Consider the following 14,662-nt stretch of genomic DNA (forward strand, 5'->3'; position numbering starts at 1 on the left):
AGAAGTGAGCCGCACATGACCGTCGACCAGGCCGCCGGAGCACGGGACACCGCGCCCAGGTCGGCACACGTACCCGTGGTGATCGTCGGAGCCGGGCCGGTGGGTGTGACCGCCGCCCTCCTGCTCGCCCGGCGCGGCGTACGGACCGTCGTCCTCGAACGCCATCACGGCGTCTACCCCCTCCCCCGCGCCGTCGCCACCGACGACGAGGTGCGCAGGATCCTCCAGACCGCCGGGGTCGACGAGGAGTTCACCGCGATCGCCCGCCCCGCGCGGGGGCTCCGGCTGCTGGACGCCCGGCACCGGGTGATGGCCGAGTTCCCGCGCGCCGAGCAGGGGGCGCACGGCTTCCCGCAGACCAGCATGTTCGACCAGCCGGAGCTGGAGCGGCTGCTGCGCGACGCCCTGGCCCGCCGCCCGGAGTGCGATCTGTGGACCGGGGTGGAGGTCGTCGGCGTGGACGTCGGCGAGGACAGCAATGGCCCTGTCCGGGTGACCCTCCGCCGGGACGGCGCCGAGGAACACCTGTGGGCGGACGCCGTCCTCGGCTGTGACGGTGCGGGCAGCCTCACCCGCGACGCCGTCGGCGCCGGATGGCAGGACCTGCGCTTCGAGGAGCGCTGGACGGTCGTCGACGTGCGCACGAGCGTCCCGGTCCGCTGCTGGGAAGGCGTGGAACAGGTCTGTGATCCCGACCGGCCCGCGACCTTCATGCGCATCGGCGAGGACCGCTACCGCTGGGAGTTCCGTCTGCGGGACGAGCCGGAAGCGGATCACGAGCGGCTGCGCGAGCTGATCGCTCCCTGGGTGGATCTCTCGTACGGCTCCGACTTCGAGGTGGTGCGGCAGGCTCAGTACACCTTCCGGGCCCGTATCGCCGACCGCTGGCGCCGGGGGCGGGTCTTCCTGCTCGGTGACGCCGCGCACCTCACCCCGCCGTTCATCGGGCAGGGGCTGTGCTCCGGGATGCGCGACGCCCACAACCTGACGTGGAAGCTGGCCCGAGTCCTCCAACAGGGCGCTGACGAGCGGTTGTTGGATACGTACGAGAGCGAACGCAAGCCGCACGCCCGTCATGCGATCCGGCTCGCGGTCGCGATGGGCTGGGCCATGACCGGCGGCCAGGACGGTGCCGCCGTCCTCCGTCGCGGCGTCCTGGGCGCGGCCTTCCGTATTCCCGGCCTGACCGCGGCGGCCGCCCGTGACCTCAGTCCGGCCCTTGCCGCGGGGCCGCTCGTGCGCCGACGCGCCCTCCGTTGGACCCGCTGGGGCGGTCGCGGTCTCGTGGGCGGAATCTGCCCGCAGCCGTGGGTGGCCGTCGACGGGCGGCGCGTCCGTCTCGACGAGCTGCTCGGTGGCTCCTTCGCCGTACTGACCGCCGTACCGCTCTCGCCCTCGCTGCGGGCGGTCGCCGGCGGACTCGGTGCCCGGGTCGTCCCCGTGGCCGGCCTCGGCGACGACGGCCACCTTGCCGCCTGGCTGCGCGAGGGCCGGGCGGACGCCGTGCTGTTGCGTCCCGACCGCGTCGTCATGGACGTCGTCCCGTCCGGCGCCGACGACTTCACCGACACCGCGGGCTGGGCGGCCCTGCTGCACAGCACACGAAAACCTCTCCCCGCCCAACGGACCATCGACACAAGCCTGTTGAGGAGCGCCGCACGATGACCAGGCCGTACCCGGACCCCTTCATGACTCCCGATCCGCAGGCCGCGGCCTCCAGCCGCATCGTGGACTTCGCCCGCCGGTCCGCCCGGCACCGGGGCGTCGGCACGGGCGACGACCACACCGACTACGCCGCGCTGCACCGCTGGTCCGTCACGGACCTGGAGGGCTTCTGGGGTGCGGTGTGGGAGTACTTCGACATCGACGCGGACAGCGCGTACGAGCGGGTGCTGGCCGAGGAGGCCATGCCGGGTGCCCGCTGGTTCCCCGGGGCGACCCTCAACTACACCCACCACGCCCTGCGCGGCCTGAGCCCCGACCGGCCCGCGATCGTCGCGCTGGACGAGACCGGTTCGGCCCGCCCGGTCGGCGCCGGGCAACTGCGTGCCGAGGTCGCCTCCGTCGCCGCGACCCTGCGCGACCTCGGCGTCGGTATGGGCGACCGGGTCGTCGGCTACCTCCCCAACACCCCGCACGCCATCGTGGCGTTCCTCGCCGCAGCGAGCCTCGGCGCCGTCTGGTCGGTGTGCGGCCAGGACTACGCGCCGAAGGCCGCCGCCGACCGCTTCGCCCAGCTGGAACCCACCGTCCTGATCTCCGCCGACGGATACCTCTTCAACGGAACCGCCCACGACCGCCGCGAGGCGTCCCTCGAACTGGCCCGCGCGCTACCGACGTTGAAGGCCGCCGTGCTCGTGGATCACATCGGCCTGCCGCGGCTGTCCCGGAAGTACCCGTCCCTGGCCGTGCCGTGGGAGGACGCGGCCACCCGCACGGAGCAACTCGCCTGTACGCCGGTACCGTTCGACCACCCGCGCTGGGTCGTCTTCTCCTCCGGCACCACCGGCCTGCCCAAGGGCATCGTGCACGGCCACGGCGGAGTCCTCCTGGAACACCTGAAGACCCTGGGTCTGCACTCCGACCTCGGCCCCGGCGACCGCCTCCTCTGGTACACCACCACCCACTGGATGATGTGGAACCTGGTCGCCTCCACCCTGCTGACGGGCGCCACGGCCTGTACGTACGACGGCAGCCCGGCGCCGCTCGCCCGCCCCGGCATCCTGTGGGAGCTGGCCGCCCGCCATCGCGTCACCGTCTTCGGCACGAGTCCCCAATACCTGCTGGGGATGGCCAAGTTCGGCATCGACCCGTCCGTGCACGACCTGTCGTCCGTCCGCGTGGTCGGCTGCACCGGCTCCGCACTGCCGGCCTCCGCCTATCCCTGGGTCCGCGACCACGTCGGCGACCGCGTCCTGCTCGCCTCCATCAGCGGCGGAACGGACATCGTCTCCGGCTTCGCCGGCAGCGCGCCCACGACACCTGTCCGGGCGGGGGAACTGTCGGCTCCCCACCTCGGCGTGGCGCTGGCCGCGTACGACGCCGAGGGGCGCCCTGTCCTCGACCAGGTCGGTGAGCTGGTGGTCACCCGCCCCATGCCGTCGATGCCGCTGTACTTCTGGGACGACCCGGACGGCACCCGGTACCACGACGCGTACTTCTCCACGTATCCCGGTGTGTGGCGGCACGGCGACTGGATCACCTTCACCTCCCACGGTTCGGTGATCGTGCACGGCCGCTCCGACTCCACCCTCAACCGCAACGGCGTACGGCTCGGGAGCGCCGACATCCACGATGTCGTCGAGCGGCTTCCGGAGGTCGCCGAGGCCCTGGTCATCGGGGCGGAGGAACCGGACGGCGGCTACTGGATGCCGCTGTTCGTGGTCCCGGCGGCCGGTGCGACCCTCGACGACGCGCTCCGCCACCGCATCCGTGAGGCGATCCGCGCCGGTGTCTCGCCGCGCCACGTCCCCGACGAGATCCTCGCAGTCCCGGCCGTCCCGCACACCCGCACGGGCAAGAAGCTCGAAGTCCCCGTCAAGCGGCTGCTCCAGGGCACGCCCGCCGAGCAGGTCGTCAACCCGGCCACCGTCGACGCGCCCGAACTCATCGACTACTACGCCCGGCTGGGAGCCGAACGCCGCGCGCGGACAGGTGCCGAGCCCGCCCGTCAGTGAGAAGGGCGGTGCCGGGCGTCCCCTCCCGGCACCGCCCGGGCCGTGCGCCGCTCGGGCACGGCCCGTCATGGGTGAAGGAGGCCGGACCTCAGGTTCGGCCTCCTTGTGGTCGGCTCCGTTCTCCGGGAGCCGACCCGCGTGTGCGTCCTCAGACGACGTCCACGCGCTCCTTCGGGCTCTCCTCCGGCTCCGCCGGCTCCTCCTGGTCGTTCTCGGCGGCCTTGCGGCCGGGCAGGACCGCGAGGACGATCATGGTTCCGGCGGCCATGATGATCCCGCCGATCAGGCTGGTGTGCGCGACGCCGTGGGCGAAGGCCTCGTGCACCGCGTCGATCAGGGCCTGCGCCTGCTGGGGTCCGGCGGAGGGGGTCTTCGCGATCTGCTCGGCGACCGCCAGACCGCCGCCGACCGAGTCCTTGGCCGTCTCCATCGCGGAGGCCGGCAGCTGACCGCCGACCAGGTCGGCAAGCCGGTCCTTGTACGCGGTGGCCAGCAGCGAGCCCAGTACGGCGATGCCGAGGGAGCCGCCGAGTTCCAGCGCGGTGTCGTTGGCGCCGCCGCCGACGCCCAGCTCGCTCTCCGGGAAGGAGCCCATGATGGTGTCGGTGGCGGGGGACACGCTCAGACCGATCGCGAACCCGAGCATCATCATCGGCGCCAGGAAGTCGGCGTACGTGGAGCCCGTGTCGATCCGGGTGAGCAGGAGGACGCCCACGGTGCCGATGGCCATGCCGGCCACCACCATCGCCTTCATGCCCAGCTTCGGCGTCAGGCGCCCGGTGGCCGCGGCGCCGACGAACACCGCGCCGGCCAGCGGCAGCAGACGGACGCCGGTCTCCAGCGCGCCGTAGCCGAGGACGAACTGCAGGAACTGGGTGGAGTAGTAGATCGCGCCGAAGGTGCCGAAGAAGAAGAACAGCACCGCCAGCATCGAGCCGCTGAAGGGACGCTGGGCGAACCTGCGCACGTCCAGCATCGGGTGCGGGTGACGCAGCTCCCAGAGCACGAAGGCCGGCAGGCCCACGCCCGCGACCACTGCGGCGGTGACCGGGCCGGTGCCCCAGCCGAAGTGCGGGCCCTCGATGATCGCGTAGACGAGCGAGCCGACGGAGACGATCGACAGCAGTCCGCCCACGTAGTCGATCCGGCCCGCGTTCGCCGCCTTCGACGGCGGCACCAGGACCAGCGCGCCTATCACGGCGACGACGGCGATGGGAACGTTGATCAGGAAGGTCGAACCCCAGGCGTGGTCCTCCAGCAGCCAGCCGGCCACCAGCGGGCCGACCGCGATGGCGAGGCCGGAGGTCGCGGTCCAGGCCGTGATGGCCTTGGCCCGCTCACGCTTCGGGAAGATCGCGACCAGCAGGGACAGCGTGGCCGGCATGACCACCGCAGCGCCGACGCCCATGATCGCCCGGGCCGTGATCACCAGGCCCGTCCCGTCGACCAGGCTGCCCATCACCGAACCGCCCGCGAAGATCACCAGACCCGCGACGAGGGCACCGCGACGGCTGTACTTGTCGCCGATCGAGCCGAGGACGAGCATCAGCGCGGCGTAGGGAACGGTGTAGCCGTCGATGACCCACTGCAGGTCACTGCTGCTCAGGCCCAGGTCCTGGGTCATGTCCGGCGCCGCCACGATCAGTGACGTGTTCGCCATGACCACGATCAGCAGACTCAGACACAGCACCAGCAGGGCGGGCCGGCGCCGCGGGTACGGCCCTGTCATCTTCTCGACGGGTGTGTTGGCGAAGAGCGGCATTGGAGGCTCCCAGGGGGTGAGCGGGACGAGCGGGGCGACTTAATTGCCCACTGATGTGCAGACTAGTTTATTGCTCACCAGTGTGCAAATATCGCGGTAGTCGTCCCTGCCCCCGCCCGCCGAGGTACCGATGTGACCAGCCCGCCAGCGACGCACGAACCCCTCAGCCGTACGGCCCGCGCCACCCGCACGCGCATCCTGGAAGCGGCTCGGCGGGAACTGGGGCGCAACGCCGACAGCAGCCTCGGTGACATAGCCGAGGCCGCCGGTGTGGCGCGTCGCACCGTCTACGCGCACTTCGCGGGGCGGGCCGCTCTCCTCGGAGGGCTCGCGGCGGAGGCCGGGGAGGCGATACGCGGCGCGACCGCCGACATCGACACGTCGGCTCCGGATGCCGCGAGGGCCCTGGCGCGTGTCGTCCTCACCCTCTGGCCGGTCGGTGACCGCTATCGCACGCTCATCGGGCTCGCCCGCCAGGACCTGAGGGCCAGCGGGTTCAGCGAACTCCTGACTCCCGTGCGCGACATGGTCGCCGGGATCCTCGCCCGTGGCCAACGGCAGGGCGTCTTCCACACCGGCGTCCCGCCCGGCCCGCTCAGCAGAGCCCTCGAAGCGCACATTCTGGCCCTCCTCGACAGCGTCAACTCCGGGATCTGGGCCGACGACGGCTCGGGCACCGCCACCACCGCTCTGATCGCCGCGGGCGCCGACCGCGATGTCGCGGCCTCGACGGTTCGCCGCCTCTGCGACGCCAACCAGCCCGGGTGCCAAGCGACTCGGGCACGCAACTCGGGTGCCGAGTAACCCGGGCGCCCAGCGACCCCGTACAACGCGACAGGAGAACTCATGTACCGCCCCCATCCCGAATACCGCGACGACTTCGCGTACCAGCCGGACGCCACTCGGACGCACCGGCTACCGCTCGTCATCGCGCTCGCCGCCCTGTGCGCGCTGATCCTCGTCCCCGTGGTGGTCGACCGTGTCGCGACGGCGCGGGTGGAGTCGGGTACGGCCGAGGCGTTCCAGGAGGGCATGGGCACATCCACGCGGCCCAAGGTCCATGTGCGGGGCTTCCCCGTGCTGACCCAGGTGGTCTCCGGCACCCTGCGGCACGTGGACATCAGCGCTCACGACATACCCGCCGACGAGGCCACCCGTCCGCTGCCGGTGACCGAACTCGACCTCGGGCTCGACGACTTGCGGAAGTCGGACGACGGCAGCGAGGCACGGGCACGCAGTGCCGAAGCGACCGCCCGGCTGTCGTACACCGATGTGTCCGACGCCCTCGGTCCTGAGGTGTCCCAGGGCGACCGGCCCGGCCGGATCGGCGGAGGATCGCGATGCCGTTCGGCGACGGGATCACCGTGACGGTGAAGGTGTCGGCGGTCTCCGGCAACCGCATCGCCTTCGAGGATTTCCGGGTGACGAGCGGTGTACTGCCCGACGCCGGTCAGGCGCTGCTCGACAAGGTCTTCGAGCAGCCGATCCGGCTGCGGAACATTCCCGACGGCCTACGTCTTCGCTCGGTCGCCACCTCGACCGACGGCCTCACCGCCCGCTTCTCGGGCACGTCGGTCACCTTCCGCCCCGACCACGCGGCACAGAGCGGCGCCTCTCAGGGCGACTCGGCGCAGGGAAATTCGGTGTGGCGGAACGCGCATGGGGCGGAAGGCGCAGGGGTGCGATGACCGCCCGCGCCCGCTCAGCGGCCGCGCAGAGCGGCCAGTGTGGCCTCCAGGTCGGCCGCGCGAGGGCGGTTGTGCGGCAGCTTGCCGAGCAGGACGGCCATGGTGCAGGTGTTGGTGAGCGCGGAGAGGACCAGGCCGCCCGCGACCCCGGCCGAGAGGAGCTGGAAGGCCGGGTGGACGAACAGTCCCAGGGCCAGTCCGACGAGTACGAGCGTGCCGGCGGTGAGGCGCACCTGGCGTTCCATGGCCCAGACGACGCGGGCACCGGAGGCCGGGGGCCGGTCCAGGTCGTTCCCCTCGGCAGCCCACGCGGTCGTGCCGCCGGCAAGGGTCGCCGCGGCGATGTCCTCTCCGGCCAGGAGTTCGCAGGCTGCCTGGGAGCGGTTGCCGGAGGCACACACCATCAGGACGTCACCGCGCTCGGCGGCATGCCGTAGTCCGGGCAGCACCCGCCGCACCTGGTCCAGCGGGATGTTCAGGGCGCCGGGCAGATGACCCGAGGCGTACTCGCCCGGCGTCCGTACGTCGATGACGGTGAGGTCGTGCAGCCGGCTGCGGGCCTGGCCGACGCCGAGGACGACGGGCGTGGGGGAAACGGTCATGACTGAGGTGCTCCTGTTGTGTCGGTAGGTACTGGAGGCTGGAGTTACTGGAGTTACTGGAGTGATCGCGTGGCTGAAGCCGGTCACACCGCCGTGTCGATGAGCATCAGGGCGGCCACCGCGAGCAGCACCAGGGCGAAGACCCGTTGGAGCGTGGGGCTGGACACCTTCGCGGCGAGGCGTTTGCCGTCCCACGCGCCGAGGATCGCGGCCCCGGCGAAGGGCGCGATGACGGCCCAGTCCAGGCCGTCGGCCGTACCGGCGCGCATCACGAGCGCGGCGAGCGAGTTGACGGTGATGACGAGCAGGCTGGTGCCCACCGCCTCCCTCATCCGCAGACCGAGTACGCCCACGAGCGCCGGTACGGCGAGGAAGCCGCCGCCGACTCCGAGTACGCCGGTGACCGCGCCGAGCCCGCCACCGGCCGCCGCGGCCCGGACGGACCGGACCGGACGGGCGTCGTCCGGACCCTGCCGGGAGCGCAGCATGCGGGCCGCCGCCACCGCCGCGACCACGGCGAAGGCCCCGGTCAACGCGGCGTCCGGCAGCCGACCCGCTACCGCGCCGCCCAGCAGCGCCGGGCCGATGCCCGCCGCCGCGAGGAGCGCCCCCGTACGCCAGCGGACCTGGCCGTCGCGGGCGTGGCCGAACAGTGCCGTGGCCGAGGTGGCGGTCACGATGAGGAGGCTCGCGGTGCTGGCCGCGACCGGGGTAAAACCGAGCAGATAGATCAGGGCGGGGACGGCCAGGACACTGCCGCCGCCTCCGAGCGCGCCGAGCGCCAGCCCGATGACGGCACCGGCAGTCAGGGCGAGTATGAGAGGGCTCACGCCACCGTGCCGTTCTCAGGGCTGTCGGCACCACCGCCGCTCGCCGCACCGTTGGGACTGTGCCCGGTGGAGGCCGCCGCCCGGTGCACGGTGACCCGGCCGGGAGCGCGGGGCAGGGGGAGAGGATTCATGGGCACGGGCTCGCTTCTTTCTGATGATGGACGGCGGTTGCCGCGCGAGGGCGGGACCCGTTTGGGAACTGGCCCGAGGGGAGGTCCGGGCCCCGCGCGGTCTGCCCCGCGTGAACGCGGATCCCAGGTGCGGACCGGACCCGCGTGAGGGCTGATCCCAGGCGCGGACCGGACCCGCGGAAGGCTGGTCCCAGGTGAGGTCCGGGCCTGTGGGAGACCGACCCCGGTGAGGCAGCCCTCTCGTACCGGTGGGTGTTCAGACGGTCCGGACGGTGAGGCCGGCCTTCTCCGCCGCGGTGAACGCGTCGTCCACGGCGACGACTTCACGGCCCGCCGCGTCCAGCAGGGAGGCGGCGATGGCGGCGCGCATGCCGCCCGCGCAGTGCACCCACACCTCGCCCGCGGGAATCTCGCCGAGCCGTCCGTGCAGGGCATGGACCGGGATGTGGACCGAGCCCTCGATGAAGCCGCCGGCGCGTTCGGAGGCCCGCCGGACGTCCAGTACGACAGGGCCGTCACCGGGGTGGCGACCGACGAGGTCGGCGAGATCGGCGAACGTGGCCCGGCGGAATGCGGCCAGGGGCTCGCCCCCGCGCACCCATGCCGAGGGTTCACCGGTGGCCGCGGCGGCCGGACGGTCGACGCCGACCCGGACCAACTCGCGCTGGGCGGCGGCCAGTTGCCCGGCCGATTCGGCGAGCAGCGTCACCGGCTTGCCCCATGGGATCAACCAGGCCAGATAGGTGGCCAGTTGCCCCTCGGCCTCGAAGTTGAACGAGCCCGCGACATGCCCTTCGGCGAACGCGACCCGGTTTCGCAGATCGACCACCCACTCCCCCGCGGCCAGCCGGGCGGCGATCTCGTCGGCGTCGGCCACGGCCGGTGGGGTGAGGTCGACGGGCGCGGGCCCCGCGGCGTTGGCCGGGCCCATGTGCGCGTAGTAGGCGGGGACTTCGTCCAGCCCCGCCAGCAGATCGGCGACGAAGGTGTCCACGTCCCGGCCGAGCGCCTCGTTGGCCGACTTCTCCTTGCCGATGGTGGTGGCACCGCCCTCGGCCCGGCCGGCGGAACAGAAGCTGCCGAAGCCGTGGGTGGGCAACACCGCTGTCTCGTCGGGGAGTTCGTCCGCGAGCCTGCGGGCGGAGGCGTGCTGGGCGCGGGCCAGGTCCTCGGTCAGGCGGGGTTCGACGAGGTCGGGGCGTCCGACCGTACCGATGAGCAGCGAACCCCCGGTGAAGACCGCGACCGCCGCCCCGGCCTCCTCCAGGACGTACGAGGTGTGGTGCGGGGTGTGGCCCGGGGTCGCCAGCGCGCGCAGGGCCAGACCCGCGCCGGCGTCGACGACCGTCCTGTCCCCGTCGCGCACGGGTGTCCGCTCGAAGAAGACACGGGCTCCGGCCGGAACGAGGTAGGCCGCGCCCGTGAGCCGGGCCAGCTCCGGACCGCCGGTGACGTAGTCGTTGTGCACGTGCGTCTCGACCACGTGCGCTATCCGCACGCCCCGCCGGGCCGCGGCCGCGATCACCTGGTCGACGTCACGCGGCGGATCGATCACGACGGCCTCCCGCTCGCCGCCCGCCAGATAGCTGCGGTTGCCGAGCCCCGCCACCTCGATGGTGTCAACGAAGAACACGTCGGGCACTCCTTCCGAACGAAAATTACCCCCGGGGGTATATGAGGGACAGTAGCATGTACCCCCGGGGGTATTTGAAAGCTGTTCGAAAGGCCGAGGAACGGACAGATCAGGCGGCCCGGTCGCGCGGCTCGGAGGCTGGATCCGCGTGCCCACGTGCCCACGTGCCCGCGTATGGCCGGCGCGTCGGCCTCGGCTAGCAGGCCGACGAGGGTGGCGCGGGCCACGCGGGAGCGCACGGTTCCGACAGGGCATTCACTGAGCTCGGCCGCCTCCGCGCAGGGCAGCCCCATCAGCCGGGAGAGAACGAACGCCTCACGGCGTGCCCCGGGCAGCGCGGCCAGCAGATCGAGCAGCGCGACCCCGTCGCCGAAGCCGGGCAGGCCGGAAGCCGCGCAGCGCGGGCGGCACCAGTTTCCGCAGTGGCGCGCCCGCGATCGCGCCGGCACCCGCGACGGCCCCCGCGCTCGGGGCGGATTGTCGGGACTCGCCCATGCCGGTTCTCGGGATCGCACGGCAGCGGCCGGTCCGGGCCGTGACGGTCCAGAAGTCGGGCGCGCACCCCTGTGAGTTCCGGCGCGGGCCTACGGCGTGCGTCACTCGGTCGGTGCTGTCACTCCTCCTGGCCGGTGCGGCATCCGTACGTCGACGGCCGTGAGCGCCAGCGCCAGCGGTCCCGGCGCCAGGAACGCCAGCGGCAGCAGCATCCAGGCGCACAACGCGGCCGCCGCGACGGCGAGCAGGACGAGACCGCTGCCACCCACGTCCCGTACGGAGTCCCGGGCGGCCCCGACCACGGCCGCCCGCCAGTCGGTGAGCGACTCCGGGCGCCCGCAGGCGCGAAGGCCCACGACGGCCGCGTACGTGCCGATGGCGGCGGCGGCGAAAGCGAACAGCGGGGCGCCCGGCAGTCCGGCGCGTGCCAGGGCGAGGTCCGCCCAGAGCAGCAGGACGCCGGCCAGGGACAGCGCCCCGGCAGCGAGGTCCCCGGCGCGCAGGCGTCGTCGCAGCGTCGTCAAGTACCGCCCCGCCGTGGCCGGTTGGTCCTCGCGGGCGCCGCGCAGGACCGCGCAGGCCGTGGACAGCGCCGCCGGCAAGGTGACGACCGGCAGCGACACCAGGGCCGTGCAGACGCCGACGCTCAGCACGTCCGCGAACAGCGTCATGCGCGGCCCGAAGATCTCGCCCGTCTCGCGGGCCTGTCCGGCGCTCATCCCTTGATCCCGGAGTTCGCCATGCCCTCGACCAGGAACCGCTGGAAGGCGAGGAAGAACAGGACGATCGGGAGGAGGGCGATCACCGACATGGCGAACATCGGGCCGAACGCGGACTGGCTGGACGCGTCCACGAACGACCTGAGCGCCAGCGTGAGCGTGAACTTCTCCGGCGAGAAGAGGTAGATCAGCTGGGTGAAGAAGTCGTTCCAGGTCCAGATGAAGGTGAAGATCGCCGTGGTGATGAGTGCCGGACGGGTGAGCGGGAGGATCACCAGGAAGAAGCTCCTGAACGGCCCGCACCCGTCGATCCGCGCCGCCTCCTCCAGTTCGCGCGGCAGCCCTCGCATGAACTGCACGATGAGGAAGACGAAGAACGCCTCCGTGGCAAGGAACTTGGGCAGGATCAGCGGCCAGTAGGTGTTCACCATGCCGAGCTGGTTGAAGATGATGTACTGCGGGATCAGCACGGCGTGGTGCGGCAGCATGATCGTCGCGATCATGAACGCGAACAGCGGGCCGCGGAAGCGGAATCGCAGCCGGGCGAAGGCGTACGCGGCCAGCGAGCAGCTCAGTACGTTCCCGACGACCGCGCCGCCCGCGATGAACAGCGAGTTGCCGAGCAACTGCCACACGGAGACGTCGTTCACGCCGTCGAGGGCCGTCTTGTAGTTGGACCACTCCAGGCTGCTGGGCAGCAGGTCGAGGCTGGCGATGACCTCGTCGGCGGGCTTGAGCGAGGTCGCGAGCAGCCATGCCAGCGGGTACAGCATCACGAGCAGCGCGGCCAGACAGCCGAGGTGCAGGGCGACGCGACGCCAGGCGACGGGCTTGCGTACGGCGACAGTTGAGGTGGTCATCGGTCCCCCTCGGACGCGTAGAAGACCCAGGATCGCGAGGTCCGGAACAGTACGGCGGTCACGGCTCCGATGACGAGGAGCAGTACCCAGGCCATCGCGGAGGCGTAGCCCATGTGGGAGGCGACGAAGCCGCGGTCGTAGAGGTAGAGCGTGTAGAAGAGCGTCGAGTCGGCGGGGCCGCCCTTGCCCGCGCTCACCGCGAACGCCGGGGTGAAGACCTGGAAGGCCTGGATGGTCTGGAGCACCAGGTTGAAGAAGATCACCGGGGAGAGCATGGGCACGGTGATGGACAGGAACTGGCGCCATCGGCTCGCTCCGTCCACGGACGCGGCCTCGTACAGCTCCGAGGGGATCTGCTGGAGTCCGGCGAGGAAGATGACCATGGGGGCGCCGAACTGCCACACCGTCAGCAGGGCGACGGCGAAGAGTGCCCAGCCCGGCCGGTTGACCCAGCCGCCCGTGCCCAGCAGGTTGTCGACCGTTCCGCCGTCGTTGAACACCGCCCGCCACACCAGGGCGATGGACATGGAGGCGCCGAGCAGGGAGGGGGCGTAGAAGGCCGAGCGGTAGAAGCCGCGGCCGCGCCGCATGGACTTGAGGGCGAGTGCGACGACCAGGGCGAGGCCGAGTTGGAGGGGCACGGCGATGACGACGTACGTGAGTGTCGCGACGACCGAGCGCCAGTAGCGCGGGTCCTCGGTGAACATCTGCGTGTAGTTGCGCAGGCCCACCCATCGGGGCGGGTTGAACAAGTCGTAGTCCGTGAAGGAGAGATAGAGCGAGACGGCCATCGGGAGCAGGGTCAGCACGGCGGCGCCGAGGACCCACGGGGAGAGGAACACCCAGGCGGCGCCCTCGCGTCGGCGCCTTCCGGGTCGCTTCGGTGGTGTGGAGGGCTTCCCTGCGCGGGCGGTGGCCGGTACTTCGGTGGTGGTCATGACCTCAGCTCCGCCTTCGCCTCGGTGACGTAGTCCTCGGCCGCCTCGCGGGGCGACATCTGCTCGTAGGACACCTGGTCGTAGTCCCGCTGGAAGGTGGTCTGCAGGGCACTGTCGCCCGAAGGCGGCGCCTGCGGCGGGGAGTTGAGGGTTCCGTCCACGGAGGCCTGGTAGTCGGCGACCGTCTTGTCGAAGTCCTTCAGCTCGGGGGCCAGCGTCGTACGGATCGACTCGTTGACCGGGATGCCACGGGTCGCGCCCAGGATCTTCGCCGCGTCCCGGTCGTTCAGCATGAAGTCGATGAGCCTGGCCGACTCCTCGGGATGGCCCGAGTCGGCCGCGACGCCCATGAACATCGACGGCTTGAAGTACTGGCCGGGGGTGCCGTCCTCGCCCGAGGGCATCGGCGCGAGCGTCACGCCCGTCGGGACGAGAGCCACGTATCCGCTCGACGGGGCGTCCCAGTTGAAGTCGGAGACGGACTTGCCGCGGCCGAGCGGGGTGTTCTCGACCGCGCCGTCGAGCTGGGTGGTCTGCTCGGCGGGCGACACCGCGCCCTCCCGGCGGAGCTTGTCGGTGAAGGTCCACCAGCGGGTCAAGTCATCCGCGGTGAAGCCAAGTTCGCGGTCCTTGGTGTAGAGCGACCTGCCCTGGCCGCGCAGCCACACCTCGAAGGCGTCCTCGCTCTGGCCCGGGTCGGTGGCGCCGGGCTTCCCGGTCTTCTCGGCGAGGGCGCGCATGGCGTCGGCCCAGTCGCTCCAGGTCCAGCCCTTCCGCGGCTTCTCGACGCCGGACGACTCCCACGCCTTGGTGTCGTACACGACCGTCTCCGTGCCGCGGGCCTGCGGGAGCGCGTACTGCTTGCCGTCCACGACCCCGGTGGCGAGCAGGCCGCGGTCGAACTCCTCGGTCCGTACGGCCTGTTGCTTCCCCAGGTCGAGGAGGACGCCGCCGGACGCGTACTGGTCGATCATGCGGTAGTCGAGCTGCATCACGTCCGGGGCGTCGCCGCCGGCCGCCTGGGTGGCGAGCTTCTGCTTGTAGGCGTCGTATCCGGAGAAGGAGGTCTGGACAACGATGTCCGGGAACTTCTTCTCGAAGAGGTCGATGGCCTCCTGGGTTCGGGCCGCTCTGTCCGGGTTGCCCCACCAGGTGTAGCGCAGGACGACGTTGCCGCCCGCGCTGCTCGACCCGCCCGTGTCGGAGCAGCCGGTGAGTGCCGTTGCCGCCGCGCAGAGCGCGAGGGCCGCGGTCGTCGTGCGAGACGGCCGGGGCTTGGCGGTCCTGCGGAACGGCCAGGACTTCCTTGTCCTGTTTCCGGGCATGA

14 protein-coding genes and 1 pseudogene are annotated in these 14,662 nt (G+C 71.8%); 5 read left to right on the top strand and 10 right to left on the bottom strand.

Going from position 1 to position 14,662, the window contains the following annotated elements; translation table 11 throughout:
* Positions 1–15: 15 nt before the first annotated feature.
* Both mhpA and OG718_RS15135 read left to right on the top strand, forming a co-directional pair.
* Positions 16–1,665: a bifunctional 3-(3-hydroxy-phenyl)propionate/3-hydroxycinnamic acid hydroxylase MhpA gene (gene mhpA / locus OG718_RS15130; protein WP_328844369.1), complete on the top strand. Its 1,650-nt coding sequence runs from the start codon at positions 16–18 to the stop codon at positions 1,663–1,665.
* Positions 1,662–3,677, top strand: coding sequence for an acetoacetate--CoA ligase (locus OG718_RS15135; protein WP_328844370.1), 2,016 nt, complete (start codon positions 1,662–1,664; stop codon positions 3,675–3,677). The genes mhpA and OG718_RS15135 overlap by 4 nt, the downstream gene beginning before the upstream one ends.
* A gap of 148 nt (positions 3,678–3,825) precedes the next feature.
* Here OG718_RS15135 and OG718_RS15140 read toward each other — a convergent pair whose 3' ends face one another.
* Positions 3,826–5,439 (bottom strand): MFS transporter, encoded by a 1,614-nt coding sequence (locus OG718_RS15140; RefSeq protein WP_328844371.1) that lies wholly within the window; start codon positions 5,437–5,439, stop codon positions 3,826–3,828.
* Positions 5,440–5,571: 132 nt separating this feature from the next.
* Here OG718_RS15140 and OG718_RS15145 point away from each other — a divergent pair, with 132 nt between their 5' ends.
* From OG718_RS15145 to OG718_RS15155, 3 genes are read left to right on the top strand one after another with little or no spacing between them, the layout of a single operon-like run.
* Complete coding sequence (locus OG718_RS15145; protein WP_143641919.1) at positions 5,572–6,243, top strand: TetR/AcrR family transcriptional regulator; 672 nt, start codon at positions 5,572–5,574, stop codon at positions 6,241–6,243.
* A gap of 42 nt (positions 6,244–6,285) precedes the next feature.
* Positions 6,286–6,807 carry an LmeA family phospholipid-binding protein gene (locus tag OG718_RS15150; protein WP_328844372.1) on the top strand — a complete coding sequence of 174 codons (522 nt, stop codon included), beginning with the start codon at positions 6,286–6,288 and terminating at the stop codon, positions 6,805–6,807.
* Positions 6,780–7,127, top strand: coding sequence for a hypothetical protein (locus OG718_RS15155; protein WP_328844373.1), 348 nt, complete (start codon positions 6,780–6,782; stop codon positions 7,125–7,127). Before OG718_RS15150 ends, OG718_RS15155 begins: the two co-directional genes overlap by 28 nt.
* A gap of 14 nt (positions 7,128–7,141) precedes the next feature.
* Here OG718_RS15155 and OG718_RS15160 read toward each other — a convergent pair whose 3' ends face one another.
* From OG718_RS15160 to OG718_RS15200, 9 genes and pseudogenes are all read right to left on the bottom strand, one after another.
* The gene (locus OG718_RS15160; protein WP_306936845.1) at positions 7,142–7,729 is read right to left on the bottom strand and encodes a rhodanese-like domain-containing protein; all 588 of its coding nucleotides are present in this window, start codon (positions 7,727–7,729) and stop codon (positions 7,142–7,144) included.
* Between the two features lie 83 nt (positions 7,730–7,812).
* Complete coding sequence (locus tag OG718_RS15165; protein ID WP_328844374.1) at positions 7,813–8,559, bottom strand: sulfite exporter TauE/SafE family protein; 747 nt, start codon at positions 8,557–8,559, stop codon at positions 7,813–7,815.
* Entirely contained in the window at positions 8,556–8,690 is a 135-nt protein-coding gene (locus OG718_RS15170; protein ID WP_260695605.1) for a hypothetical protein, read from the bottom strand. Before OG718_RS15170 ends, OG718_RS15165 begins: the two co-directional genes overlap by 4 nt.
* 256 nt (positions 8,691–8,946) lie before the next feature.
* The gene (locus tag OG718_RS15175) at positions 8,947–10,323 is read right to left on the bottom strand and encodes an MBL fold metallo-hydrolase (RefSeq protein ID WP_260695604.1); all 1,377 of its coding nucleotides are present in this window, start codon (positions 10,321–10,323) and stop codon (positions 8,947–8,949) included.
* 176 nt (positions 10,324–10,499) lie between these two features.
* Positions 10,500–10,715, bottom strand: a pseudogene (locus tag OG718_RS15180) (sigma factor-like helix-turn-helix DNA-binding protein); the annotation flags it as partial.
* Between the two features lie 204 nt (positions 10,716–10,919).
* Positions 10,920–11,537, bottom strand: a complete 618-nt coding sequence (locus OG718_RS15185) for a hypothetical protein (protein WP_328844375.1) — start codon at positions 11,535–11,537, stop codon at positions 10,920–10,922.
* A complete protein-coding gene (locus tag OG718_RS15190; protein WP_143641913.1) occupies positions 11,534–12,397 on the bottom strand; it encodes a carbohydrate ABC transporter permease in 864 nt (287 codons plus the stop codon). The genes OG718_RS15185 and OG718_RS15190 overlap by 4 nt, the downstream gene beginning before the upstream one ends.
* Entirely contained in the window at positions 12,394–13,335 is a 942-nt protein-coding gene (locus tag OG718_RS15195; protein WP_328844376.1) for a carbohydrate ABC transporter permease, read from the bottom strand. The genes OG718_RS15190 and OG718_RS15195 overlap by 4 nt, the downstream gene beginning before the upstream one ends.
* Positions 13,332–14,660, bottom strand: a complete 1,329-nt coding sequence (locus tag OG718_RS15200; RefSeq protein ID WP_143641911.1) for an ABC transporter substrate-binding protein — start codon at positions 14,658–14,660, stop codon at positions 13,332–13,334. Before OG718_RS15200 ends, OG718_RS15195 begins: the two co-directional genes overlap by 4 nt.
* Between the last annotated feature and the right edge of the window lie 2 nt (positions 14,661–14,662).

The organism is Streptomyces sp. NBC_00258 (assembly GCF_036182465.1).
In the GTDB taxonomy this organism is placed as follows: Bacteria; Actinomycetota; Actinomycetes; order Streptomycetales; family Streptomycetaceae; genus Streptomyces.

Excerpts from the sequence above, each read along its gene's own strand:
- OG718_RS15140 (WP_328844371.1), bottom strand. The coding sequence starts at position 5,439 with ATGCCGCTCTTCGCCAACACACCCGTCGAGAAGATGACAGGGCCGTAC.
- mhpA (WP_328844369.1), top strand. The coding sequence starts at position 16 with ATGACCGTCGACCAGGCCGCCGGAGCACGGGACACCGCGCCCAGGTCG.
- OG718_RS15195 (WP_328844376.1), bottom strand. The coding sequence starts at position 13,335 with ATGACCACCACCGAAGTACCGGCCACCGCCCGCGCAGGGAAGCCCTCC.
- OG718_RS15200 (WP_143641911.1), bottom strand. The coding sequence starts at position 14,660 with ATGCCCGGAAACAGGACAAGGAAGTCCTGGCCGTTCCGCAGGACCGCC.
- OG718_RS15150 (WP_328844372.1), top strand. The coding sequence starts at position 6,286 with ATGTACCGCCCCCATCCCGAATACCGCGACGACTTCGCGTACCAGCCG.
- OG718_RS15155 (WP_328844373.1), top strand. The coding sequence starts at position 6,780 with ATGCCGTTCGGCGACGGGATCACCGTGACGGTGAAGGTGTCGGCGGTC.
- OG718_RS15190 (WP_143641913.1), bottom strand. The coding sequence starts at position 12,397 with ATGACCACCTCAACTGTCGCCGTACGCAAGCCCGTCGCCTGGCGTCGC.
- OG718_RS15170 (WP_260695605.1), bottom strand. The coding sequence starts at position 8,690 with ATGAATCCTCTCCCCCTGCCCCGCGCTCCCGGCCGGGTCACCGTGCAC.
- OG718_RS15185 (WP_328844375.1), bottom strand. The coding sequence starts at position 11,537 with ATGAGCGCCGGACAGGCCCGCGAGACGGGCGAGATCTTCGGGCCGCGC.
- OG718_RS15160 (WP_306936845.1), bottom strand. The coding sequence starts at position 7,729 with ATGACCGTTTCCCCCACGCCCGTCGTCCTCGGCGTCGGCCAGGCCCGC.
- OG718_RS15135 (WP_328844370.1), top strand. The coding sequence starts at position 1,662 with ATGACCAGGCCGTACCCGGACCCCTTCATGACTCCCGATCCGCAGGCC.